The organism is Nocardia sp. NPDC050717 (assembly GCF_040654275.1).
Lineage (GTDB): Bacteria > Actinomycetota > Actinomycetes > Mycobacteriales > Mycobacteriaceae > Nocardia.
Window position 1 is genome coordinate 1,219,150 of sequence record NZ_JBFAHR010000001.1, and the last position, 24,859, is coordinate 1,244,008.

17 protein-coding genes are annotated in these 24,859 nt (G+C 71.1%); 11 read left to right on the top strand and 6 right to left on the bottom strand.

Going from position 1 to position 24,859, the window contains the following annotated elements:
- The first annotated feature begins 54 nt into the window (after positions 1-54).
- From AB0H56_RS05765 to nudC, 4 genes are all read left to right on the top strand, one after another.
- Positions 55-3,738, top strand: coding sequence for an ATP-dependent DNA helicase (locus AB0H56_RS05765; protein WP_357157914.1), 3,684 nt, complete (start codon positions 55-57; stop codon positions 3,736-3,738).
- Complete coding sequence (locus AB0H56_RS05770; RefSeq protein WP_357157646.1) at positions 3,735-7,397, top strand: UvrD-helicase domain-containing protein; 3,663 nt, start codon at positions 3,735-3,737, stop codon at positions 7,395-7,397. The genes AB0H56_RS05765 and AB0H56_RS05770 overlap by 4 nt, the downstream gene beginning before the upstream one ends.
- Positions 7,398-7,480: 83 nt before the next feature.
- A complete protein-coding gene (locus tag AB0H56_RS05775) occupies positions 7,481-8,536 on the top strand; it encodes a potassium channel family protein (protein ID WP_357157649.1) in 1,056 nt (351 codons plus the stop codon).
- A 41-nt stretch (positions 8,537-8,577) separates the two neighbouring features.
- Positions 8,578-9,468, top strand: coding sequence for an NAD(+) diphosphatase (gene nudC, locus AB0H56_RS05780; protein ID WP_357157652.1), 891 nt, complete (start codon positions 8,578-8,580; stop codon positions 9,466-9,468).
- A gap of 9 nt (positions 9,469-9,477) precedes the next feature.
- On the opposite strand, the gene AB0H56_RS05785 is transcribed toward nudC, so the two are convergent.
- On the bottom strand, positions 9,478-9,708 hold the full coding sequence (locus AB0H56_RS05785; RefSeq protein ID WP_110036371.1) for a mycoredoxin: 231 nt from the start codon (positions 9,706-9,708) through the stop codon (positions 9,478-9,480).
- Between the two features lie 146 nt (positions 9,709-9,854).
- Here AB0H56_RS05785 and AB0H56_RS05790 point away from each other — a divergent pair, with 146 nt between their 5' ends.
- The 3 genes from AB0H56_RS05790 (at position 9,855) to AB0H56_RS05800 (ending at position 12,878) form a co-directional block, all read left to right on the top strand.
- Positions 9,855-12,011, top strand: coding sequence for an ATP-dependent DNA helicase UvrD2 (locus AB0H56_RS05790; protein WP_357157655.1), 2,157 nt, complete (start codon positions 9,855-9,857; stop codon positions 12,009-12,011).
- 109 nt (positions 12,012-12,120) lie between these two features.
- A complete protein-coding gene (locus AB0H56_RS05795) occupies positions 12,121-12,447 on the top strand; it encodes a hypothetical protein (protein ID WP_357157658.1) in 327 nt (108 codons plus the stop codon).
- 176 nt (positions 12,448-12,623) lie between these two features.
- Positions 12,624-12,878 carry a WhiB family transcriptional regulator gene (locus AB0H56_RS05800; RefSeq protein ID WP_186817473.1) on the top strand — a complete coding sequence of 85 codons (255 nt, stop codon included), beginning with the start codon at positions 12,624-12,626 and terminating at the stop codon, positions 12,876-12,878.
- A gap of 34 nt (positions 12,879-12,912) precedes the next feature.
- Here AB0H56_RS05800 and AB0H56_RS05805 read toward each other — a convergent pair whose 3' ends face one another.
- Positions 12,913-13,524, bottom strand: coding sequence for an XRE family transcriptional regulator (locus AB0H56_RS05805; RefSeq protein ID WP_357157661.1), 612 nt, complete (start codon positions 13,522-13,524; stop codon positions 12,913-12,915).
- 190 nt (positions 13,525-13,714) lie between these two features.
- On the opposite strand from AB0H56_RS05805, the gene AB0H56_RS05810 reads away from it, so the two are divergent.
- Positions 13,715-14,818, top strand: a complete 1,104-nt coding sequence (locus AB0H56_RS05810) for an aryl-sulfate sulfotransferase (RefSeq protein WP_357157664.1) — start codon at positions 13,715-13,717, stop codon at positions 14,816-14,818.
- Positions 14,806-16,110, top strand: a complete 1,305-nt coding sequence (locus AB0H56_RS05815; RefSeq protein ID WP_357157667.1) for a solute carrier family 23 protein — start codon at positions 14,806-14,808, stop codon at positions 16,108-16,110. The genes AB0H56_RS05810 and AB0H56_RS05815 overlap by 13 nt, the downstream gene beginning before the upstream one ends.
- On the opposite strand, the gene AB0H56_RS05820 is transcribed toward AB0H56_RS05815, so the two are convergent.
- The 3 genes from AB0H56_RS05820 to AB0H56_RS05830 all read right to left on the bottom strand — a co-directional run bounded on the left by AB0H56_RS05820 (position 16,107) and on the right by AB0H56_RS05830 (position 19,980).
- Positions 16,107-17,459, bottom strand: coding sequence for an AarF/UbiB family protein (locus tag AB0H56_RS05820; protein ID WP_357157670.1), 1,353 nt, complete (start codon positions 17,457-17,459; stop codon positions 16,107-16,109). The two genes, AB0H56_RS05815 and AB0H56_RS05820, sit on opposite strands and share 4 nt — an antisense overlap.
- A 43-nt stretch (positions 17,460-17,502) precedes the next feature.
- Positions 17,503-18,375 carry a TOMM precursor leader peptide-binding protein gene (locus tag AB0H56_RS05825; RefSeq protein ID WP_357157673.1) on the bottom strand — a complete coding sequence of 291 codons (873 nt, stop codon included), beginning with the start codon at positions 18,373-18,375 and terminating at the stop codon, positions 17,503-17,505.
- A 201-nt stretch (positions 18,376-18,576) separates the two neighbouring features.
- Positions 18,577-19,980, bottom strand: a complete 1,404-nt coding sequence (locus tag AB0H56_RS05830) for a zinc-dependent metalloprotease (protein WP_357157677.1) — start codon at positions 19,978-19,980, stop codon at positions 18,577-18,579.
- 128 nt (positions 19,981-20,108) lie between these two features.
- On the opposite strand from AB0H56_RS05830, the gene AB0H56_RS05835 reads away from it, so the two are divergent.
- Positions 20,109-21,134, top strand: coding sequence for a PDZ domain-containing protein (locus tag AB0H56_RS05835; RefSeq protein WP_357157680.1), 1,026 nt, complete (start codon positions 20,109-20,111; stop codon positions 21,132-21,134).
- Here the strand turns inward: AB0H56_RS05835 and AB0H56_RS05840 are convergent, their stop codons facing one another.
- On the bottom strand, positions 21,135-21,713 hold the full coding sequence (locus AB0H56_RS05840; RefSeq protein WP_110036362.1) for a PPA1309 family protein: 579 nt from the start codon (positions 21,711-21,713) through the stop codon (positions 21,135-21,137).
- A 160-nt stretch (positions 21,714-21,873) separates the two neighbouring features.
- Here AB0H56_RS05840 and AB0H56_RS05845 point away from each other — a divergent pair, with 160 nt between their 5' ends.
- On the top strand, positions 21,874-24,852 hold the full coding sequence (locus AB0H56_RS05845; protein WP_357157683.1) for a UPF0182 family protein: 2,979 nt from the start codon (positions 21,874-21,876) through the stop codon (positions 24,850-24,852).
- The last annotated feature ends 7 nt before the right edge of the window (positions 24,853-24,859 follow it).

Consider the following 24,859-nt stretch of genomic DNA (forward strand, 5'->3'; position numbering starts at 1 on the left):
TACTGGTCTGTTGCAATAGCCGATGTGGTGCGATCGGATAGCTCGGTGCGACTCGTGCGCCGGACGACGCGGGCGCCCCGGCCGCGAGCCTGGGGCGCCGCTGTTCGCGCGCTGTTCGCCGAGCAGGCCACACCCGCGCCGCCCCGGCCGGGCTGGCGGCCCTGGCAGGTGCTCGGCGGGCCGGGCACCGGCAAGACCGCGCTGCTCGTCGACCTGGTGACCGCGCGGATCACCGACGGCGCCGACCCGGCCTCGATCCTGGTCCTCACGCATACCAAGCAGGCCGCCGCCGCCCTGCGCGACGCCGTCACGATTCAGCTCGGCGCGCACGCGGGCGGCATTCCCGGCGCCAGCACCGAGCCGATGGTGCGGACACTGCACTCCTACGCGTTCTCCGTGCTGCGCAGGCACGCCGACCTGCACGGCAACCCGCCGCCGCGGCTGCTCACCGGCGCCGAACAGGACGCGGTGCTGCGCGAGATGCTGCGCGGCGACCTCGCCGACATCGAAGCGGGGGCACGCGGTCTGTGGCCGCCACGCCTGCAGCCCGCGTTGGCTCTGGGCGGCTTCGCCGAACAGCTACGCGACCTGATGCTGCGGACCACCGAGCGCGGACTCGGCCCCGAAGATCTCATGGCGCTGGGCCGCGAACACGACAACGACGCGTGGGTGGCGGCGGGCCGGTTCTTCCAGCGGTACGAAGAGGCCTCGATGCTGCGCTGGTCGGTGGGCGTCGCCGCGCCAGAGGCCACCGCGCCCGCGCTCGACGCGGCAGAACTGGTCGGCGCCGCGTTGGACGCGCTCGCCGGTGACCGCAATCTCCTCGCCGCCGAACGCGACCGCACCCGCTATCTGCTCGTCGACGACGCCCAGCACCTCGACCCGCAGGCCGCCACCCTGGTGCGCGCCATCGGCAGCGGCAGCGCGAGCACGGTGATCACCGGCGACCCGGACCAGGCCGTGTTCACCTTCCGCGGCGCCGACGCGGCCTTCCTCACCGACCTCGACACCCTCCCGCAGCGCCGGATCACGTTGCGGCACAACTATCGCAGCGGCGCGCCGATCCGCCTCGCGACCGCCCGCATCGCCGCCCGGCTGCCGGGCTCCGCGCGTCATCGGGTCCTGCCGGGCCAGGAGAACGAACCGCCGCCCGCCACGGAATCCGTGGAGCCGGAGCCCGAACTCGACCTGTTCGAGCACCCCGTCGCCGACCCTGCGACGGAACCGCGCGACACCGCTGCACCCCCCGAGCCCGACGACATGGCGGAGGCGAGCGTGCGGGTGCGGGTGCTCGCCACCGCGGCCAAGGAAGCGGCGCTGATCGCCGATCACCTGCGCCGGGCGCATCTGACCGACGGGGTCCCGTGGTCGGAGATGGCGGTGATCGTGCGGTCGGTGCCGTTGTCGCTGGCGCCGCTGCGGCGGGCCCTGCTGGCGGCGGGGGTACCGGTGCGCAGGCCCGCCGTGGCCGAGCCGCTGGCCCGGCGTCGCGGAGCGGCGTGGATGGTGCTCGCCCTGCGGGTGCTGCTGGCGGGTGACCCGTCACGGCCGGGCTCGCGCCGGGCCATCGACGCCATGTTCTCGCCCGAGGACGCCATGGACCTGCTCTCCGGTCCGCTCGGCGGCGCCGACCAGATCGCCCTGCGCCGCCTGCGTCGCGGCATCCGGCGCAGCGTGCTCGACCTGGAACGCACCGCCGTCCGCACCGAGTCGTCCGGTGCGGCCGACCAGTTCCTGCTGTGGGACGAAGCACCCCCGCTGCCGGAAATGCCTGAGCCGGAACCGGATCCGATCGAGGACGAGTGGCTGCCGCCGGTCCCCGACCCCGAGGACCCGCTGCGTCCCGAACCCGAACCGGACTGGGACGTCGCCGAACGCCTCCCCGACGACATCGACGTCCTCGACGCCGAGCCGCTGCCCGCCGCGGCGCAGGCCGCCACCGGTCCGCCGCGGCTCGAACCCGAACCGCCCGCGGTGCCGCTGATCGACCAGTCCTCAGCCGAAGTACTGCGCGACCTCATCGTCGGCGTCGGCGAGAATCGGTTACTCGACGGTCTCACCGAGGTGGAAGCCGCACCGCTGCAACGGGTTCTGCGTGCCGTGGGCAAGGCCAGGGAGACCCAGGCGCGCGGACAGGGCCTCGAAGACGTGCTGTGGACGCTGTGGACGAGCTCTCGGCTGGAGCGCCGCTGGTTCCGTCAGTCGCGGCGCGGCGGCGCCGCGGGCATGCAGGCCGACCGTGACCTCGACGCCGCCGTCGAACTGTTCGACGCCGCGGCCGCCTACGTCGACCGGCTGCCACGGGCCAGTATCGACGGGTTCGTCGAATACCTTCTGCACCAGCAGATTCCGCAGCAGGGCAGGCCGCTGGCCGCCGAGGGCGAGGCGGTGTCGCTGCTCAGCGCGCACGCCGCGGCGGGCCGCGAATGGGAGGTGGTCGCGGTCGCCGCGGTGCAGGAGGGGATCTGGCCCAACCCGCGCGCACGCGGCACCCTGCTGCACACCGAGGACCTCGTCGACCTGGTCGCGGGCGTCGATCCCGGCGCGACGACGAGCCGGGCCGCGCCGATCCTCGCCGAGGAACGCAGGCTGCTGCTCGTGGCCTGCAGCCGGGCGCGCACGTCGCTGCTGGTCACCGCCGTCGAATCCGCTTCGGGCGACCAGGATCTGGTGCCCTCGCGCTTCCTCACCGAACTGCTCGGCGAGGACGACAACGGCGAACCCGGCGCGCTCCCCGTCGCCGATCCCGGTCGCGCGCTGGTGATGCACGCCCTGGTCGCCGAATTGCGCGGGGTGGTCTGCGATCTCACCACCGCCCCCGAACGCCGCGAGCGGGCCGCGCGGCAATTGGCCCGCCTCGCCGACGCCGGTGTCCCCGGCACCGATCCCGCCGACTGGTACGGCACCGCCGAACTCAGCTCGGAGCGGGAACTGTGGGACGACGACGACACGCCGATCGGCCTGTCCCCGTCGACAGTCGAACTGCTGCGCAGCTGCCCGCTGCGCTGGGCGCTGGAACGCCACGGCGGCACCGACGGCGACAACCCGCACGCGGTCAAGGGCAACCTGGTGCACACCCTCGTGCAGGCACTGGCAGGCGACGTACCGGAGGCGCAGGTCCGCGCCGCCCTCGAACAGGCGTGGAAGACGGTCGATCCGGCGACCGGCTGGCACTCGCGCCAGGAACTGCGCCGCACCGAGGCCATGCTGGAGACCTTCCTGGCCTGGATCCGCAACACGCGCGGCGAACTCACCCAGGCCGGGGTCGAGGTGCCGGTGGACTGCGTGCTGCCCGCGCGGGCCGAGGGAGAACGCGCCGTGCGGATCCGCGGCCGGATCGACCGGCTCGAACGCGACGCGCAGGGCCGGTTCGTGATCGTCGACGTGAAGACCGGCAAGAACCCGGTGTCGGCGAAGTCGGTCGACGAGCACGCGCAGCTCGCGACCTATCAGGTCGCGGCCGCGCACGGGGCGCTCGACGAGGACGACACCGCCGAGCCGGGCGGCGCGCGCCTGGTCTACGTGGCCAAGCCGAGCACCAAGACCGGCGCCACCGAACGCGCCCAGACCGCGCTGGACGCCGAGGGCCTCGACACCTGGCGCGACACCATCCACGACGCCGCCGAGGCCACCCGGGGACCGGGATATCTGGCCGTGCGCAACGACGGGTGCAGGCACTGTCCCGTCGTGGGCAGTTGCCCCGTGCAGGACACCGGACGGCAGGTGACCGACGAGTGAGCGGCGTGCGCGTCACCCCGCAGCGGCTGGCCGACGCGCTCGGCCTGCCGCCGCCGACCGACGAGCAGGCGGCCGTGATCGCCGCGCCGCCGGGCCCGACGCTCGTCGTGGCGGGCGCGGGCGCGGGCAAGACGGAGACGATGGCCGCGCGCGTGGTGTGGATGGTGGCCAATCGGCTGGTCGCGCCCGACGAGGTGCTCGGCCTCACCTTCACGCGGAAAGCCGCGCAGCAGTTGACCTCCCGCATCCGCACCCGCCTGGCCCGGCTCGCCGGCGCGCCGCTGGTCCGCGAGATCGACCCGACCGGCGCGCTGCGCACGCTGATCTCCGGCGCCGAGCCCGAGATCAGCACCTACCACTCCTACGCGGGCCGACTGCTCACCGCGCACGGCCTGCTGCTGCCCGTCGAACCGTCGGCGGCACTGCTCACCCAGACCCAGCTCTGGCAGCTCGCGCACGAGGTGGTGCGTTCGTGGGACGGCGATCTCGACACCGAGCGCACCCCGGTCTCGGTGACCGAGGCGGTGCTCGCGCTCGCGGGCCAGCTCGCCGAGCACCTGGTGGAACCCGAACAGCTCGCCGAGGCGCACGCGGAGCTGGAGAAGCTCGTCTACACCCTGCCCGCCGGTCCACGGCAGCGCGGCGGGCCGAGCAAGGCGCTGACCGGCGTGGTCGACGCGCAACGCGAGCGGGTGGCATTGCTGCCGCTGGTCGGTCAGCTCGCCGAGGCGCTGAACCGGCGCGGCGCCCTGGATTTCGGCTCCCAGATGTCGCTGGCCGCGCAGCTGGCGGTGGACCACCCCGAGGTCGCCGAGGCCGAACGCGCCCGGTTCAAACTGGTCCTGCTCGACGAATACCAGGACACCGGCCACGCCCAGCGCGTCCTGCTGTCGGCGCTGTTCGGCAACGCCGACGCGGTGCGGCAGACGCGACCGCGACCGGTGCGCGTGCGCGGGACGACGGCTGTTCCCGCGGCCGAGGACATGCTCTGGTCACCAGCGCATTTCGACGCGGAGGGCGAGGCCGACCAGCGGCCGGGTGCCGCCGAGCGCGGTGCGGACGCCGAACGCACTCGACGAGCCGAGGGCCAGGCCGGTGACACGCACTCGTGGCGTGCCGCCGAGGCGGTGGCTCGCGACACCGGAGCAGACGCGGCAGACCGTCCGCCGGGCGCGGGACGTGACTCGGCCGCGCGGAGCGGCCGTGCGCTCGCGGTGACGGCGGTCGGTGATCCCATGCAGTCGATCTACGGCTGGCGCGGTGCGTCCGCGGCCAACCTGCCCCGCTTCGCCACCGATTTCCCCGCGGCGCCGGGGGTTCCCGCGCCCATCCTGCCGCTGCTGACGAGCTGGCGAAACCCGCCCGAAGCCCTGGCGCTGGCGAATCTGGTGGCCGATCCGCTGCGCGTGCGGGCCGAGGCGGCCGGCGGCGCCACCGTGGACGCGCTGCGCGCCAAACCACAGGCCGACCAGGGCACCGTCGAATTGGCGCTCACCGAAACCGTGGCGCAGGAACGGGACTGGATCGCCGAGCGGATCGCGGCCGAATGGGCGGCCGCGCGCGAGGCCGAGCGGCCGCCGCCGACCTCGGCCGTGCTGATCCGGCGCAATGCCGATGCGGCGCCCCTGGCCGAGGCGCTGCGCGAACAGGGTCTCCCGGTCGAAATCGTCGGTCTCGGTGGACTTCTGGCGACGCCGGAGGTCGCCGACATCGTGGCCACCCTGCGCCTGATCGCCGAGCCGGGCACCGGCAGCGCGGCGATCCGCATCCTCACCGGCGCGCGGTGGCGTATCGGCGTGGCCGACCTGGCCGCGCTCGCGCGACGGGCGCGGATGCTGTCGATCGGCAGCCTCGCCGGGGACGCCGCCACCGCCATCACCGATGCCGCCGGCCTGGCGAGCGCGCTGCGCGAGGTCGCGCCGGAGCCCACCGAGCAGGCGGGCCTGGCCGATGCCATCGCCGATCCCGGTGCGCCGGAACAGTATTCGGAGTCGGGCTATACCCGGATCGTCGCGCTCGGCGAGGAACTTGCCGCGCTGCGCGAACGCAGCGGCCAGCCACTGGTCGAACTCGTCGCCGATGTCGAACGCACCATCGGCGTCGGAGTGGAGACCCAGACGCGGCGCGCCATCGCGGGCGGTGGCGCGGGTCGCGAACACCTCGACGCCTTCGCCGAGGTGGTGGCCGGCTACGCGGCCGACTCACGCGCCTCACTGAGCGGCCTGCTGGCCTTCTTCACCGCCGCCGAATCCGTCGAGAACGGTTTGGAGCCGGGCGAAGTGGAAGTCGCGCGCGACCGCGTGCAGGTACTCACCGTGCACGCGGCCAAGGGCCTGGAATGGGAGGTCGTCGCGGTGCCGCACGTGAGCGCCACGGTGTTCCCGTCCACCACGGCATTGAGCACCTGGCTCGGCGCGCTCACCGAACTGCCCACCTCGCTGCGCGGTGACCGGGCCCAGCCCGACGCCTCGGAGGGCGTGCCGGTCCTCGACCTGAGCGGCGTCGGCGATCGCGCCGAACTCGAACGCGCCATCGCCGAGCACAAGGACGCGCTCAAGAGCCGCCGCCTCGACGAGGAACGCCGCCTCTTCTATGTCGCGCTCACCAGAACCGAACGGGTGCTGCTGGTCTCGGCCTACTACTGGCCCGAGACCGGCACCTCGCAGAAGGGACCGTCGGAGTTCCTGCTCGATCTGAAGCAGGCGAACGAGGACCCGGACAGCCCCGCCTTCGGCGTCGCCACGATCGCGCGCTGGGACGATCAGCCGCCCCCCGACGCGGTCAACCCCTTCGCCGACAACCCGCCGACCGCCCAGTGGCCGCGCGATCCGCTCGGTGGGCGCCGCGATCCGATCGAACAGGGCGCCGCCCTCGTCCGCGCGGCCCTCGACGACCTGCGTGCGCGCCCCGCCGCACCCGAGGACGACGACGCGGACGACCCCGAGGGCTGGGCCACCGACGTCGACGCGCTGCTCGCCGAGTTCACCGCCGCCGAACTCGCCGACCAGCGGGTGGAGCTGCCCGGCCAGCTGCCCGCCACCGCGCTCGTCGAACTGCGCGCCGACCCCACCCGGCTGGCGGCCAGGTTGCGCAGGCCGCTGCCGTACCCGCCGAATCCGATGGCCCGGCGCGGCACGGCTTTTCACGCCTGGGTGCAGTCCTGGTTCGGCACCGAACAGCTGCTCGGCCTCGACGAACTGCCCGGCGCCGCCGACAGCACGGCCGAACTCGGCCGCGCCGACCGGGAACTCGCCGCCATGCAGGCGGCGTTCCGTCGCTCGCCCTGGGCGCAGCGCAGTCCGATCGATGTGGAGGTGCCGTTCGAGACCAGCATCGCGGGCACGGTCATCCGCGGCCGGATGGACGCGGTCTTCGTCGAACCGGGCGGGCGCTGGATCGTCGTCGACTGGAAAACAGGCGCCGAGCCCGGCCCCGCCGACGAAGCCGCCGTCGCGGTGCAGTTGGCCGTCTACCGGCTGGCCTGGGCGCGGTTGATGGCCGCGCGCACCGGGGCCACCGAGGACCAGATGCTCCAACGGGTCGGCGCGGCATTCCATTACGTGCGCTCCGGGCGCACCATCGCGCCCACCGACCTGGCGGGCCCGCGGGAGCTGGAGCAGCTCATCCGCGACGCCGCTCCCGCCCCGGATGTCGAGTGAGCCGGACGGGCTCACACGCAGTAGGCTCCCCGGTTGTGCCGGAGCCTGACGAATCAGCGTCCGGCCGAGCGAAAGGAGGGGCGATGTTCGGGGGTAGACGCACTCCGATCGGGCTCAGCAGCAGCCCGGACTACGCGCTGGTCGGACTGTTGCGGATCCCCGCGGTGCAGACCAGCCCGTGGATCTCGCTGACCCGGCGCGTGCTGGTCGCGATCGCGCTGCTGCTCGCCGCCGCGACCGTCGTCTATGTCGGGCGCGCCGGCTACCACGACAACACCGGCAACGAACTGTCGTTCCTCGACGCCCTGTACTACGCCACGGTGTCGCTGTCGACCACCGGCTACGGAGACATCACCCCGGCCAGCCCGACGGCCCGGCTCATCAACACGATCGTCATCACCCCCCTGCGCATCCTGTTCCTGATCGTGCTCGTCGGCACCACCCTCAGCGTGCTCACCGAGCGATCGCGGCAGGCGTTCAAGATTCAGCGATGGAGGCACACCGTGCGCAATCACACCGTCGTCGTCGGTTACGGCACCAAGGGACGCACCGCCATCGACGCCATGCTCGGTGACGGGGTGGCCCAGTCCGACATCGTGGTCGTCGACACCGACGCGGTCGCGCTCGAGGCGGCGGCCAGCGCGGGACTGGTCACCGTGCACGGCTCGGCGACCAAGTCCGATGTGCTGCGGTTGACCGGCGTGCAGCGGGCGGCCTCGGTGATCGTGGCCACCAACCGGGACGACACCGCCACCCTGGTGACGCTCACCGCGCGCGAACTGAACAAGACCGCCAAGATCGTCGTCGCCATCCGCGAGGCGGAGAACACCCACCTGGTGCGCCAGTCCGGCGCCGACTCGGTGGTGGTGTCGTCGGAGACCGCGGGGCGCCTGCTCGGCATCGCCACCACCACCCCGACCGTCGTGGAGATGATGGAGGACCTGCTCACCCCCGAGCAGGGGTTCGCGGTGGCCGAGCGCGATGTCGAACCGGGCGAGGTGGGCGGTTCGCCGCGGCATCTGAGCGAGATCGTGCTCGGCGTGGTCCGCGACGGTGACCTCATCCGGGTCGGCGAACCCGAGGTCGACGCGCTCGAAGCGGGCGACAAGCTGCTCTACATCCGGCGCAGCGCCAAGTAGCGCCGCGACGCGACGATCGCGACAGGGCTAGGCTCGGCAGTGTGTCCTTCCGGCTGAAAGACGTTCCGCTGCTGTCGCGTTCCACCATCGATCGAGCTGAGCACGTGCGCCTCGATCCCGAGGCCCTGCGTACCGGCTGGGCGAAAGCGAAGGTCCTGCGCGTCGACCCGCGCGGCCGGGTCCGGGTCGAGGAGACCGCCGTCGTGCTCGAGCCGGCGCTGTCGGTCGCCGAGGCGCCCGGTCCCGGCGCGGTGTTCCTCGGCGTCGTCGAGGACGCGCACGTCTGGGCCGTACGCGCGCCCGAACTCGACGGGGTCCTGAAGGATCTGCGCACCCTCGGCGCCGTCGACGACTTCACCGCCGACCTGCTCGCGACCGCCTACGCGCTGCTGAACTGGCACGATCGCGCCGGTTTCCACGGCGGCGACGGCACCGCGACCACCGTGTCCAGGGGTGGCTGGTCCCGGCTCACCGCCGCGGGCGACGAGGAGTTCCCGCGCATCGACCCGGCGATCATCTGTCTGGTCCACGACGGCGCGGATCGGGTGTTGCTCGCGCGTCAGCACGCCTGGCCCGCGACGATGTTCTCGCTGCTCGCGGGATTCGTCGAGGTCGGCGAATCGCTCGAGCACTGCGTCGAACGCGAGATCCGCGAGGAGGTGGGCGTCGACGTCAGCGACATCCACTACCTCGGCAGCCAGCCGTGGCCGTTCCCGCGCTCGCTCATGGTCGGCTTCGCCGCCGTCGGCGACCCGGCTCAGGAGCTGGTGTTCTCCGACGGCGAGATCGCCGAGGCGCACTGGTTCACCCGCGACGAGGTCCGCGCGGCGCTGCACGCGGGGGACTGGTCGGCGCGCGAGTCGGGCGCCCGCCTCCTCGTCCCCGGCTCGATCTCGATCGCGCGCACGATCATCGAGAGCTGGGCGCAGTAGCGTCCCGGCTCAGGCCTGGGCGGCGAGTGCCTGCTTGACCTGGGCCAGCGACGGGTTGGTCGCCGTGGAGCCGTCGCGGTACTTGATCGTGGGGACGACGTGATTGCCGTTGTTGACGCTGCCGACGAACTCGGCCGAAGCGGGGTCGTCCTCGATGTCGATCACGGTGTAGGTGATGCCCGCCTCGTCGAGCTGGGTCTTGAGGCGACGGCAGTAGCCGCACCAGGTGGTCGAGTACATCGTCAGATCAGTGGTTGCTTCAGTCACGCGATGTGCAACGTCCGGGGCGCGCTTCCTGTTCCGGACGGCGGGTCGTGGCGCCGTCGGACGACGCGCGGACGGGCGCGGCCGGCGGGCGTCGGGCCCGGTTGTCGGCGGGCGCTGTCATGATGGTGCCCGTGCCAGCACTCGATCTCACCGCCCTCGACCCGGAACAGGCCGCCGCGGTGCGGGCGCCACGAGGACCGGTGTGTGTGCTCGCCGGAGCGGGGACCGGGAAGACCAGGACCATCACGCACCGGATCGCGCACCTGATCGCGGGCGGACACGTCAAGGCCGACCAGGTTCTCGCCGTCACCTTCACCGCGCGGGCGGCGGGGGAGATGCGCGGTCGGCTGCGCTCGATGGGGCTCGGCGGCGAGGCGGGCCAGGTCCAGGCCCGCACCTTCCACGCCGCCGCGTTGCGGCAGCTGCGCTACTTCTGGCCGCAGGTGGTCGGTGACGTGCCCTGGCGGCTGCTCGACAGCAAGTTCCCCGTGGTCTCCCAGGCCGCGCACCGCGCCGGGCTCGGCACCTCCACCGAACTCATCCGCGACCTGCTCAGCGAGATCGAGTGGGCCAAGGCCTCGCTGATCGCGCCGGAGGACTATCCGGCCGCGGCCGCCAGGCATCATCGGGACGCGCCGGTCGAGGTCACCCGGGTGGCCCAGGTGTACGCGGGCTACGAATCCATGAAGACCTCCGCCGAGGGCCTGCTGCTCGACTTCGACGACCTGCTGCTGCACACCGCCGCCGCGCTCGAGGACTATCCGGCCGTCGCCGACGAATTCCGCGGCCGCTACCGCAGCTTCGTCGTCGACGAGTACCAGGACGTCACCCCGCTGCAGCAGCGGGTGCTCGACGCCTGGCTGGGCGAGCGCGACGACCTCACCGTCGTCGGCGACGCCAACCAGACCATCTACTCCTTCACCGGCGCCACCCCGAACTACCTGCTCGATTTCTCCCGCCGCTTCCCCGACGCCACGGTCGTGCGCCTGGAACGCGACTACCGCTCGACCCCGCAGGTGGTGTCGCTGGCCAACCGGGTGATCGGTGCCGCGCGCGGTCGCATCGCGGGGACCAGGCTCGCGCTGATCGGCCAGCGGCCCGACGGGCCGGAACCGGAATTCGCCGAGTACCCCGACGTGCCCGCCGAGGCCGCCGATGTCGCGAACAAGATCAAGAAGCTGATCGCCGCGGGCACCCCCGCCGCCGAGATCGCGGTCCTCTACCGCATCAACGCCCAGTCCGAGCCGTTCGAACAGGCGCTCGGCGCGCGCGACATCCCGTTCCAGGTGCGCGGTGGCGAAGGGTTCTTCCAGCGGCAGGAGGTGCGCCAGGCGGTCCAGGCGCTGCGTCAGGTCGACGCCCGTGACGACCTGCCCGACGAGGCGCGCAGCGGCGCCGAGCTGATCACGCTGGTCCGCGCCGCGCTGGCTCCGGTCGGGCTCACCGCCGAGGAACCCGCGGGCGCGCAGGCCAAGGAACGCTGGTCCTCGCTGCTCGCGCTGGTGCAGCTCACCGAGGAACTGGTCGGCCACGACGACGAGATCGACCTCACCGGCCTGCTGCGCGAACTCGCCACCCGCGCCGAGGCCAAGCATCCGCCGACCGTCGACGGCGTCACCCTGGCGTCGCTGCACGCGGCCAAGGGCCTGGAGTGGGACGCGGTGTTCCTCGTCGGCGTGAGCGACGGCACCCTGCCCATCCAGCACGTCCTCGGTGACGACGGCAGCCCGTCCGACCAGGCGGGGCTGGAGGAGGAGCGCAGGCTGCTCTACGTCGGCGTCACCCGCGCGCGCGAACACCTCGCCGTGTCGTGGGCGCTGGCCCGTGCCGAGGGCGGGCGGCGCTCGCGCAGGCGCTCCCGCTTCCTCAACGGACTGGTCCCCGACGACTCGCCTGCCTCGCGCATCGCCGCCGCCGCGACCGGTCCGAAGGACGCCGACGGCAAGCGGCCGCTGTGCCGGGTCTGCGCCAAACCGCTGATCGGTACCTACGCCACCATGCTCGGCCGGTGCCGCCGCTGCCCCGGCGAGGTGGACCCCCAGCTACTCGAGGCGCTCCAGGAGTGGCGGGCCGAGAAGGCCGAGGTCCTGCGCGTGCGCGACTTCGTGGTGTTCACCGACACCACGCTCACCGCTATCGCCGAACAACTGCCCGCCGACGACGCCGCGCTGGGCGCCATCGCGGGGATCGGCCAGAAGAAGATCGAACAGTACGGTGCCGACGTGCTCGCCATCGTCGCGTCACGGATGCGGGCTACGACACAAAACCGCAGGTAGAAAATAGGTTGTTCGGTTCTCGATCATTGCCTATGGTGGAGAACACGCACCGAGAGTGATCTCGGCGCGGGTATCTATCAGCACACGAGTTCAGGAGGGAGGCAGTCAGATGAACAGCATCACCGCTTACAACGCGATCGACAATCGCGTTCTGGTGAACGTGTCCGTGGTGTCGGCCTCCCGGGGGGTCCTCGCTCTGCAGGGGACCGGTCTGTCCGGCGTCGATTCCACCGCTGTGCCGATGACTGTGGTCCATCAGCACACCCCGATTCGTCTCCAGGACAAGCCCAGCGTGGGTTGGCAGCCGACCGCCGCCGCGGCACCCGCCGCACCGGCCGATGAATTCGGGTTCGCACCCGCATTCGACGGCGCAATCCGCCTCCGTGTCCACCCAGCGACCGTGATCAGGTCTCGGCAGAGATGTCGAACTAGGTAGGGAACTCCTCCCAGACCTCCTGGCCACGGATCGCGAGAAGCGAAATCCGTGGCCATTTTCATTCGGCTCCTCAGCCGTTGGCACCGGGTTCGCACACCGAACGAAAAACCGCTGCAAACGAGCTGAAGGAGAACGACGTGTTCACCGCCCAGGACTGGCCGTCGGCCACTACTGACGTGACATGCCGAACCGTGGCGTCCATCCCGTGCCGGGCCGGGAACCCTGATCTGTGGTTCGCCGAGAGCCCGAACGACCTCGAGCAGGCCAAGCAGCTGTGCGCCGCCTGCCCGATCCGCAAGGGCTGCCTGACCGCCGCCATCGATCGCGCCGAGCCGTGGGGTGTCTGGGGCGGTGAGATCTTCGACCAGGGTGTCGTGATCGCCCGCAAGCGCCCGCGTGGTCGGCCGCGTAAGGTCGCGATCCCGGCATGAGCGCCGGAAAAGGTATGTACCGCAAGCGAACCGCTCACCGCGCGTCGGTGAGCGGTTCGTTTTGCTTTGTCCGGTGAGTGGTGTGTTTCACGGTGCGTCCGTCGGCGACCGCGACGACCAGGGTGGTGGTGTCCGGGGAGTGCGCCCACCATCGGTGTCGTTCACCGGCTCGGCAATAGTACGTATCGCCCTGTCCCAGTTCGTATTCGGTGCCGTCGGCGACGAGCGACACGCGTCCGCGCACCACATGGATGATCTCGTCGCCCGCGTGGGCGAAATCCCGGTCGCCGCGGCTGGTTCCGCCGGTGAACTCCAGCGCGCGCAGGTCGCGGTCGCCGTGTGCCAGAACGCGGACGGTGCCGTCGCCCGGTTCGTCCTGGGGCAGCGCGGTGTTCTCGCCCGCGCGGACGATCGGGGCGGGCGCGGCGTCCTCGGCGGCGGCGAGCAGGGCGGTCGCGGTGGTGGACAGGGCATCGGCGATCTGCTGAAGGGAACGCAGGCTGGAGTTGGTTCGCCCGTTCTCCAGCTGACTCAGGAACGACGCGGACAGCCCGGTCTCGGCCGCGAGGACGGCCAGCGTCCGCCCGGCGGCGCGCCGGTGCGCGCGGATGACGGCGCCCAGTTGTCGATTGCCGGCGTTGTCCACCTGCCGCCTTTCGTGTGATCGGTCGTGCTGCGACTGTACTGAATCCGCCAGGGGCGTGTCCGTCACCTCGGCGCGGCGGATCGGGGGCCTACCTGGGCCTCCGGGGGTTTCGCGCAGCCTGATCGGAACCGTTCCCGTTCGAGCCGCACTACTGAATATTCAGCCAGGTCGAATATTCAGGAGAGGCGGCATGGAACAGAACACGCTCAAGCGCCGGGGAGTCGGGCTCATCGGCAGCGACCCGGACCTGGCCTCGCCCGGCTACACCCTCTACGCGCCGCTGGCCGGAAACGGCCGCGTCGATTTGGTCGCGCTCGACGGGACGATCGCGCATCAATGGCAGCTGCCCTACCGGCCGGGCAGGCACGCGCGCATCCTCGCCGACGGCAGCCTCGCCTACAACGGCACGACACTGGCGCGCGAACCCCTGTTCGCCATGTGGCGCAAATACTCCGGTGGCTCGATGGCCCGCTACGACCACACCGGTGCCCAGCTCAGCGAGATCCGTGACGACCTGCAGCACCACGACGCGCACCACTACGACGACGGCAGCGTGCTCTACGCCGCCGTGCACGCCCTCGCCGGCGCCGATGCCGCGCGCGTGCAGGGCGGTGTGCCCGGCACCGAAGCCGACGGCGTCGTCTGGTCGGACGTGATCCGCGAAGTCGGACCCGACGGCGCGCTGCGGTGGGAGTGGCGCGCCGTCGACCACCTCGATCCCGCGGAATTCGCGCTGCAGCCGCACTATTGGCGCGAGCACTGGCCCCTGATCAACAGCGTCCACCCGCTCGGCGAGCACACGGTGATCGCCAGCCTGCGCAGCGTGTCGGCGGTCATCCTGATCGACCGGCACACCGGCGCCGTCACCACCCTCGCCGACCGGAGCACGCTCGCCCAGCAGCATCACGCCACCCCGCTCGCGGACGGCAAGGTCCTGGTGTTCGACAACGGCACCTTCCGCACCGGCGAGTCGGTCACCTACAGCCGGGTGGTCGAAATCGACACCGCCACCGGTGCGGTCGGCTGGAGTTACCAGGACTCGCCGCGCGAGGCCTTCTTCACGCCCTTCATGGGTGGCGCGCAACGGCTGCCCAACGGCAACACCCTGATCACCGAGGCCGCCTTCGGGCGGATCTTCGAGGTGACGCCGCAGCGGCGGATCTGCTGGGAGTACGTCGTGCCCTCCTTCACCGAATATCCGGACTCCGAGACCGCCCAGGTGTTCCCCGGCGTCTCCAACGCCGTCTTCCGCGCCTACCGCTACCAGGAACAGGAGCTCCCGTGGCTGCGGTGAGCGGGGCCCAGGTCGCGCCGGTCGACGAGATTCCGCCCGCCGGAAGGGCTTTCGCGGGAGCGCTGCAGCACCTGGTCGTGATGATCGCGATGCCGCTCACCTCCGTCCTGCTGATCAGCCGCAGCCTGCATCTCGACGACGACGCCGCCCGCGCCCTGCTCTGCGGCGCGCTGCTGTTCAGCGGCATCGGCACGGTGCTGCAGTCCTCCGGTCGCTACGGCCTCGGCGCGGGTCTGCCGTTCGTGATGCTGCCCGGCGGCGCGGCGGTGGTGCTGTTCATCCAGATCGCGCAGACCTACGACCCAGCGACCGCCACCGGCGCGGTGCTGATCACGGCCGTGGCAGGCATCGCGTTGGTGCCGGTCGCCCGCAGGCTGGTCCGGTTCATCCCGATGGTGGTGATCGCCGCGATGATCCTGGTGATCGGGGTCAACCTGGTGAAGGTCGGCGCGAACCTGATCACCTCCGCCGAGGACCCGACGCCGATCCGGTCGGTCACCATCGCCGGGGCGACCATCGTGGTGACCATCCTGGCCCACCGTTTCCTGCCCACCGGGTGGCGGCGCGTTTCGGTGCTCATCGGCATGGGCGCCGGAACCCTGCTGGCCGCGGCGCTCGGCCGATTCACCTTGCAGCCCGGTGACGCGCTGGTGCAACTGCCCGACCCCTTCCTGTTCGGAACACCCCACTTCGATCTGCTCGCGGCGGTGCCGCTGCTGGTCTTCAGCATCGGGTCCATGGCCGAGGCCACCGGCCAGACCGTGCTGAACGCCAAGGTCGTCGACAAGCGGATCGACACCGCGCCCACCGTCGGACGCACCATCCGCGGTGACGCGGTGACCTCCCTGCTGTCGGGGCTGTTCGGCGGGCCCACGATGGTGACGAGCGGGGAGAACATCGGCCTGATCCGGCTCACCGGCATCCGGAGCCGCTACGTCACCGCGCTGACCGGCCTGCTGCTGATCCTGGCCGCGTTCGTGGCGCCGGTCGGACGCCTGGTGAACTCGCTGCCCGGCGCCGTGGTCGGCGCGACGGCGGCCATCGTGTTCGCCACCGTCATCGCGTCGGCGGTCGGTCTGTTCCGGCAGGTCGACCTCGACGACGACGCCAATCTGCTCACCGCCACGGCCGCGCTCACCGCCGGACTGCTCCCGATCCTGGTGCCCGGCCTGTACCGCGGTTTCCCCGACGATCTGCGCCTGCTGCTGGGCAGCGGGGTCACGATGGCCGCCGTGGTCGGCGTCGTCGTGCACGTGCTGTGCACGGTGCGCCGGCGCGGGTCGCTGGGTTAGGAGGCCTGCTCGGCGCGGAAGCCGGGCACCCAGGTGCGGACCAGATTCATGAAGCCCAGTTCCGCGTCGAGCTGGGCCAGGATGCCGACCGAGCCGCCGAGGACCCGGAAGATCATCAGGTACTCGGCCGGGAGCTGGAGTGCGCGAGCGGTTTTCATCTCGGGGCTGTTGAACTCCGAGGCGGTGCCCGCGACGCGCTGCATCCAGGCGCGGGTGAAGTGGAAGGTGTCGGTGCGGATCGGGTCGCTGAACGGGCGCAGGTACGCCGCGATCTCCTCGTGGGTGACCGTGCGGCCCGGGATCACCCAGCCGTGTTCGTAGAGCAGTTCGGTGAGCGCGGCATGGTCCTCGGCCACGGCCAGCGCCAGCATCCGGCCGAGCACCTCGGGGAAACCGTCGGGCATCGGCGCGCAGGCGCCGAAATCGAGGACGGCGAGCTTGCCGTCGGCCATCACCAGGAAGTTGCCGGGATGCGGATCGCTGTGCAGCAGGTGGGCCTTCTCCGGGGACGAGAAGTGGAAGGTGCCCATCAGCTCGGCGATCCGGTTGCGCTGGGCCCGTGTGCCTTCGGGGTCCGCGTTGCCCGCGGCGATGAGCGCGGAGACCGGCGTGCCGTCGAGCCATTCGGTGACGATCACCTTCGGCGCGCCCGCCACCACACGCGGCACCACGATCTGCGGGTGCCCGTCGAAGGCGGCGGCGAAGCGGCGCTGGTTGGCGGCCTCGTTGCGGTAGTCCAGCTCCTCCTCGGTGCGCTCGGTGATCTCGGCCAGCAGCGGCTTCACGTCGGCGCCGGGTATCACTGAGGCGAGCAGCCCGGACATCCGCGACAGCGTCTTCAGGTCGGCGCGCAGCGCGTCGTCGGCGCCCGGATACTGCACCTTGACCGCGACCGGGCGACCGTCCGACCACACCGCCCGGTGCACCTGCCCGATGCTGGCGGAGGCGGCGGGGGTGTCGTCGAACGACTGGAACCGTTCCCGCCACTTGGTGCCGAGCTGCTGGTCGAGCACGCGATGCACGGTCTCGGCGGGCATCGGCGGCGCGGCGGCCTGCAGCTTGGTGAGGGCCTCGCGGTAGTGCTCGCCGAATTCCTCGGGGACCGCGGCCTCCATCACACTCAGGGCCTGCCCGAACTTCATCGCGCCGCCCTTGAGTTCACCGAGGACGCTGAACAGCTGCTCGGCGGCCTTCTGGTTCAGCGTCGCGTTGATCTGCTGTTTGTCACCGCCGACCAGCTTCTTGCCGAACCCGACGGCGGCTCGTCCGGCGATGCCGAGGGGAATTCTGGCCAACTTGGCATTGCGGCTGGAACCGCGGCGCACGATCTCCGACACGTTACCCATCATGGCTGAACCTGGCCGTCGCGTGCCATGGGAATGCTCACACCGCTCATCGGCCCGTCCCCGATCCGGCCGTGGCGAGGGTGCGGCAGCCGCAGTCCGGGTGTGGTGGCCACGGCCTGCGCTGCACCTCGTGGGTGTCCAGATCCAGTTCGACGGTCGCGTCGAGCGTGCCGGGGCGCCTGCGTGGCGAACACGCGACGATCGCCTCCAGTTCGCCCATGGCCAACGCGGTGGTCGCTGCGATCCCGGCGGGCGAGGCGTGGCCCGTCCGGCCGAGCAGTTGGGCGGCCAGATGCGGCCAGTCGGCGTCGAAGCCGGTGCGGGTCAGGTCGGCACAGCGCAGACAGCTCGTCTCGCCGGGCAGCACCAGCGGACCGACGATCCCGACGCCGTCGCGCACCCGGACCTGCAGGTGCGGGATGCGGCGCAGCACCAGGTCCACCGACAACCGCGGGTCGACCATCAGCGCGTCGGTGAGCACCACCAGATCCGCGCCCGCCCCGACCGGCGTCTCGGGCCGGTACTCCCGCGAACGGGTCGGCCGCAATCCCATGCGCCGCAGGCCGATCGCCACCGCGTCGGAGAGCGGGCCGAGTCCGTGCACGGTGACGGCACGGACCCTGCCCTGTTTTCGTTCGGGTTGCAGGAGCAGCCCGGCCTGGTCGATCGCCGTGAGCAGCGCGAGGGTCAGGTCCGGGGGAATGCCGAATTCCCCGGCACGCCAGATGATCTGCGGGCGGGACTGCAGACCGTCGAGCAACCGGAGGAACGCGAGCACCGTGCCGGTGTCGAGTTCGGTGGTCTCGAGCAGCAGGGCGCGTTCGGGATCCCAGCCCAATTGCACCGTGCCCGACGGGCGGACCAGCGTGGTCACCCGGGGATTCAGCATCGGTCCGCGCAGCGGCGTCGTGGTGGTCATGCCCCGAGTATCACCGGATCGACGGTGCCGACAGCTCGCGAAAAGTGGAGTTGTCCACAGGGTTTCGGCGTGTCGGACTCGTTGGGTGAGCCTGTGGACAACTCGGATCCGGCCGGTCGGCGCGGAGTGTCCGCTCGCTTCGCGAGCGCCGGAACCGTGTCGCGCCGGTCCGCCGCGAAGTTTTCCGCTGCGGGCGGGCGATCAGGACTTGTCGGTGTCGGAATCCGGTCCGGACTCGCCCCGCTCGGCCGCGTCCCGCTCGCGCGCCTCGGTCTCGGCGAGCTGCGCCAGCGGATCGTCGAAAGCGCCGGTGCCGCCGCCGATCACGGAATCGATGAAGCCGGCCGGGGAGTCGAGGTCACTGGAATCGGGCAGCAGATCGGGGTGCGCCCACACGCCGTCGCGCCGGTCCATGCCCGCGTCGGTGGTGAGCCTGCGCCACAGCGCCGAGGCCTCACGGACCTTGCGCGGACGCAGTTCCAGGCCGACCAGGGTGGCGAAGGTCTGCTCGGCAGGCCCGCCGGTCGCGCGGCGACGGCGCAGGGTCTCCGAGAGCGCGCCCGCGCCGGGCAGCCGCTCGCCGACCGCATCGGACACCACCACGTCGACCCAGCCCTCGATCAGCGCGAGCAGCGTCTCGAGGCGTTCGAGCGCCTGCTTCTGCTCGGGCGTGGTCTGCGGTTCGAAGGTGCCCTGCGCGAGCAGTTCCTCCAGCTTGGACGGGTCGCTCAGCGACATCGGGTCGATGTTCTGCGCGGCCTCCTCCAGCGCGGAGAAATCCATCTTGATGCCGCGCGCGTAGTCCTCGACCGCGCCGAGCACCTGCTGACGCAGCCACGGCACGTGCGCGAACAGCCGCTGGTGGGCGGCCTCCCTGGCCGCGAGGAAGACCATGATCTCGCTCTCGGGCTGCTCGAGGCCCGCGCTGAACGCCGAGATCGCGGTGGGCAGCAGCGCCGCGGTACCGGCCGGGCCGAGCGGCAGGCCGATATCGGTGGAGGTCAGCACCTCCTTGGCCAGCTGGCCGAGCGCCTGGCCGAGCTGGGAGCCGAACGCCAGGCCGCCCATCTGACCGAGCATGCCGACCATCGGCCCGGCGAACTGCTTGGCCTCCTCCGGCAGCTGCGCGGTCCACATGCCCGAGATCTGCTCGGCCACCGGATCGCACAGGCGCTTCCAGGTGGGCAGCGTCTCCTCGATCCAGTCGTTGGCGGTCCAGGCCACGGTCTTGCCTGCGCCCGCGGGCAGGACGGTGGCGCCGTCGAGCCAGAGTTCGGCGAGGTGGGCCGCGTCCGCCACCGCGGACGCGGTCTTGTCCGTCACCGGCGCGACGGTGGCGCCGAGCTGCTGGCGGGCCAGGCGCTTGGCGACGTCGTAGTTCACCGGGCCGCCCTGCGCGCCGCCGGGCCCCATGCCCTGACCCATGCCGCTGAGCATCTGACCCAGCTGGGTCAGCATCTGACCCAGCTGCGACGGATCGAAGCCGCCCGCGCCCGCCGCCCCGAACCCGAACGGATCGTTTCCGCCGGGACCGTTCGACTCGTCGCGACGCTTGCCCGACTCGTCGTCGTCGCGGTTCGAGAAACCGAAGGGGAGATCGCTCATGCCTCTAACGTTACGCGGGACCCCGGGGGCCACGGTGTTCGCGCATCGCGAAATCGCCGCGATCCGGCCGGTGGGCAAATGCGTGCCACTCCCGTCGGTGACGATAGGTGATCACTACTGTGGGCGGAGTGAATCGTCGGATCCTCACCCTGATCGTGGCCCTGGTCCCCGTGCTCGTGCTCGGTGTCGTCGGCAGCGTGGTCACCGTGCCGTTCGTCGCGCTCGGCCCCGGCCCGACCTTCGACACCCTCGGGGAGGTGGAGGGAAAGCAGGTGGTCGACGTCACCGGCGCCCCGCTGGATCCCACGACCGGACACCTCAACATGACCACCGTCTCGGTGCGCGACGGACTCAACCTGTTCGAGGCGTTCGGCCGCTGGGCCAGCGGTGACCACGGGCTGGTCCCGCGCGCCGAGGTCTACCCGCCCGGTGTGTCGCGCGAGGAGATCGACAAGTCCAACCAGCAGGACTTCAAGGACTCCGAGAGCGACGCCGAGGTCGCCGCGCTGCACCACCTGAAGCTGCCGACCGTGGTGCTGGTGCGCTCGCTCGGCGAGGACGGGCCCGCCAAGGACGTCCTGCAGGTCGGTGACGAGCTGATCAGCATCGACGGCATCCCGATCACCGCGCCCAAGGACGTGATCGACATCGTCGCCACCAAGGCACCCGGCGACAGCATCACCGTCGTCTACCGGCGCGGTGACGCCGAACAGACCACGCCGATCACCCTCGGCACCCGCCCGGACGACTCCGCCAAGGCCTACCTCGGCATCACCCCGGGTGAGGGCGGTCGCCCGCCGCTGCGGGTCGAGTTCAACCTCGCCGACATCGGCGGACCCTCGGCCGGGCTGATGTTCAGCCTCGCGCTGATCGACAAGCTCTCGCCCGGCGAACTCAACGGCGGCCGCTTCGTCGCGGGCACCGGCACCATCGATCAGGAGGGCAAGGTCGGCCCGATCGGCGGCATCCAGTACAAGATGATCGCCGCACGCGAGGCCGGGGCCGAGACGTTCCTCGTGCCCGCGGACAACTGCAACGAGGCCCGCCAGCGCGCGCCGGAGGGTCTGCGCCTGGTGAAGGTCGACACCCTCGACAGCGCGATCACCGGCCTGGCCGACATCGACGCGGGCCGCGAGCCGGTCAGCTGCGGCTGATCACTCGAGCGTGTGGTGCAGGGCCTCGACCAGGCCCGGCGCCAGATTCGGGTAGGTGCGCAGATCCAGGTCGCCGAAGCCGTCGTCGTCCTCGGGACGGATCTGCAGCAGGCACAGCGACGCGCCCTGGCGCAACACGCCCGCGATGAGTCGCGCGTCGCGGCGGCCGGGGTGGGCGTGCGCCGCGGCGCGCCCGGCCGCGTCGGCGGCATCGTCGTCGGCGAGCAGCGGGACCAGCGCCTCGTCGAGGTCGCTCTCGGCGTCCGGCGGGAGCACCACGATCTCCTGGACCAGCACGCAACCCTCGACGGCGGGCGGCCATGTGGTGGTGGCGAGGAACTCGTCGAGCGCCATCGAGCCGCCGGTGATGTCGTCGGGGAAGGCCTCCTGCGCGATGGGGGTCAGCTCGCTGCCGTCGTCCAGCTGGTCCTCCAGCGCGGGTTCGGCCGCGACCAGGTCGGCGGTCGGCACCAGGGCGAACATCTGGGGCGGGTTTCCCCAGCCCTCGGCGTCGGCGAACTCGACGACCTCGCGCACACAGCGGGCGAGGACGACTTCGGCGTGCTGGTCATCGGTCACCCGCCCATCCAATCATTTTCGGCCCAGGCGCTTGCACGGTGTCCGATTTCCGTAGAGTGGGCGCCAACGGTCCGGCAACGGACCACCCGCAACATCGGACTGCGGTGTCTGCGCCGATCAAACCGGCGCCGAGACCGCCGGACCCTTGGAGAGTGGCACCGTGGGCATGCGGCCCCCCACCGGATTACCGTCGTTGTCCCGACGCAGCCGAGTGCTGCTGGTGACAGCAGTCGTCCTCGCGGCGCTGTTGCTGCTCGGGCCCCGACTCACCGACGCCTATACGAACTGGTTGTGGTTCGGCGAGGTCGGTTACCGCAGTGTGTATCTCGGCGTGGTGATCACGCGCCTGGTCCTGTTCGCCGTGGTGGCACTGTTCGTGGGGCTCGTGGTGTGGGGCGCGTTGCTGCTCGCGTACCGTTCGCGGCCGGTGTTCGTGCCGGTCGCCGGGCCCAACGATCCGATCGCGCGCTACCGCACGACCGTGATGGGACGGCTGCGGCTGTTCGGCATCGGCATCCCGGTGCTGCTCGGCCTGCTGTCCGGGCTGGTGGCGCAGTCGAATTGGGCCACCGTGCAGCTGTTCCTGCACGGCGGCGACTTCGGCGAGCAGGACCCGCAGTTCCATCTCGACGTGGGCTTTTACGCCTTCGACCTGCCGTTCTACCGGATGGTGCTGAACTGGCTGTTCGTCGCCGTGGTGATCGCGTTCTTCGCGAACCTGGTGACCCACTACGTGTTCGGTGGCCTGCGGCTGGCCGGGCGCGAGGGCGCGCTGACCAGGGCGGCTCGCATCCAGCTCGCTGTGATCGCCGGAATCTTCGTGCTGCTCAAGGCGATCGCGTACTGGTTCGATCGCTACGACCTGCTGTCGAGCACGCGCAAGGCGCCGACCTTCGGCGGCCCGTCGTTCACCGACATCAACGCGGTGCTCCCGGCCAAGCTGATCCTGCTCTCGATCGCGGTGATCTGCGCGATCGCGTTCTTCGCCGGCATCGTGCTGCGCGATCTGCGGGTGCCCGCGATGGCGGCGGCGCTGCTGGTGCTGTCCTCGATCCTGGTCGGCGCGGTCTGGCCGATGGTGGTCGAGCAGTTCTCGGTGCGCCCGAACGCGGCCGACAAGGAGAGCCCGTACATCGAGCGCAACATCATGGCCACGCGCCAGGCGTACGGCATCACCGACGACAAGGTCGAGTACCAGGACTACCGGGGTGAGAGCCAGAAGAGCCCGCTCGAGGTCCCGGCCGACGCCGCGACCATCGGCAACGCGCGGCTGCTCGATCCGAACATCCTCTCGCCCACGTTCACCCAGCTGCGTCAGCTGAAGAACTTCTACGGGTTCCCCGAGTCGCTCGACATCGACCGCTACACCCTCAACGGCTCCACCCAGGACTACATCGTCGCCGCGCGTGAGCTGCATCCCGAGGCGCTCTCGGGCAACCAGAAGGACTGGATCAACCAGCACACCGTCTACACCCACGGCAACGGCTTCGTCGCCGCCCCCGCCAACCGGGTGAACAAGCCGCAATCCGACGCGCAGAGCGCCGCGGGCGGCAGCGACTCCGGCTATCCGCTGTTCATGGTGAGCGACCTGTTCACCAAGCAGGAGGACCAGCAGATCAAGGTCGATCAGCCGCGCATCTACTACGGCGAGCTGATCTCCCAGTCCGATCCCGACTACGCCATCGTCGGCGCCACCGACGGCCAGGCGCCGCGCGAGTACGACTCCGACACCGCCTCCTACACCTACGAGGGTTCCGGCGGCGTGCCGATCGGCAACTGGTTCAACCGCCTGGCCTTCGCGGCCAAGTACGCCGAGCGGAACATCCTGTTCTCCTCGGCGATCGGCGACAACTCCAAGATCCTGTACAACCGCGATCCGCGCGAGCGGGTGCAGAAGGTCGCGCCCTGGCTGACCACCGACGGCAACGCCTACCCGGCGGTCGTCGACCAGCGCATCGTCTGGATCGTCGACGCCTACACGACCCTGGACAAGTACCCCTACGCCGAGCCGACCTCGCTCGACGGCGCGGTGGAGGACAGCATCGACAAGAAGACCGGGCGCGTGATCCCGCGCAAGGAGGTCAGCTACATCCGCAACTCGGTGAAGGCCACCGTCGATGCCTACGACGGCACCGTCACCCTGTACGAGACCGACCCGAACGACCCGGTGCTCGAGGCGTGGCGCGGGGTGTTCCCGAACGCGGTGAAGTCGGAGAGCGAGATCTCCCCGGAGCTGCGCGCGCACTTCCGGTACCCGGAGGACCTGTTCAAGGTGCAGCGCGACATGCTCACCAAGTACCACGTGGACAACCCGCGCGAGTTCTTCACCAACAACGCGTTCTGGTCGGTGCCCAGCGATCCCACGATCGAGGGCGGCACCTTCAACCAGCCGCCGTACTACGTGCTGCTCGGTGACAAGACCACCAACAAGCCGGTCTTCAACCTGACCTCGGCGATGGTCGGCTACAACCGGCAGTTCCTGTCGGCCTACATCTCGGTGCGCTCCGACCCCGACGGGTACGGCAAGTTCACCGTGCTGCAGTTGCCGACCGACTCGCAGACGCAGGGCCCACAACAGACCCAGAACTCGATGACCACCGCCGACGCGGTGTCGCGGGAGAAGACGCTGCTGTCGAACTCGAACAAGATCCGCTACGGCAATCTGCTCACCCTGCCGGTGGCCGACGGCGGCATCCTCTATGTCGAGCCGTTCTACAACGAGCGCAACACCGGGTCGTCGACCTTCCCGCAGCTGCTGCGTGTGCTGGTGAGCTACCGCGACGCGGCGGGCAGCGTGAAGGTCGGTTACGCGCCGACGTTGGCCGAGGCGCTCAACCAGGTGATGCCGGGCGCCGGCGCGCTGGCGACCCCGTTCGGTGGCGATCCGGCGCTCAAGCCGAAGCCGGGCGCCACGCCTCCGGTGGAGGGAACGACGCCGCCGACCGGCGGGACGACCCCGCCGCCGGAGACAACGCCACCGGCGGGCTCGGCGGCCCAGGAAGCGGCCGCGGCCGAGCTCAGCCGCAAGATCGAGGCGGTCCGCACGGCCATGCGCACGGGCAACTTCACCGATTTCGGTAAGGCGCTCGAGGAACTGGACGCCGCGGTGCGGGCCTACCAGGACGCGGGCGGCCGGTAACCGTCGA

Bases quoted from the DNA above. Each gene is read 5' to 3' on its own strand.
- AB0H56_RS05775 (WP_357157649.1), top strand. From the start codon at position 7,481: ATGTTCGGGGGTAGACGCACTCCGATCGGGCTCAGCAGCAGCCCGGAC.
- AB0H56_RS05785 (WP_110036371.1), bottom strand. From the start codon at position 9,708: ATGTACTCGACCACCTGGTGCGGCTACTGCCGTCGCCTCAAGACCCAG.
- AB0H56_RS05790 (WP_357157655.1), top strand. From the start codon at position 9,855: ATGATGGTGCCCGTGCCAGCACTCGATCTCACCGCCCTCGACCCGGAA.
- AB0H56_RS05795 (WP_357157658.1), top strand. From the start codon at position 12,121: ATGAACAGCATCACCGCTTACAACGCGATCGACAATCGCGTTCTGGTG.
- AB0H56_RS05810 (WP_357157664.1), top strand. From the start codon at position 13,715: ATGGAACAGAACACGCTCAAGCGCCGGGGAGTCGGGCTCATCGGCAGC.
- AB0H56_RS05820 (WP_357157670.1), bottom strand. From the start codon at position 17,459: ATGATGGGTAACGTGTCGGAGATCGTGCGCCGCGGTTCCAGCCGCAAT.
- AB0H56_RS05825 (WP_357157673.1), bottom strand. From the start codon at position 18,375: ATGACCACCACGACGCCGCTGCGCGGACCGATGCTGAATCCCCGGGTG.
- AB0H56_RS05830 (WP_357157677.1), bottom strand. From the start codon at position 19,980: ATGAGCGATCTCCCCTTCGGTTTCTCGAACCGCGACGACGACGAGTCG.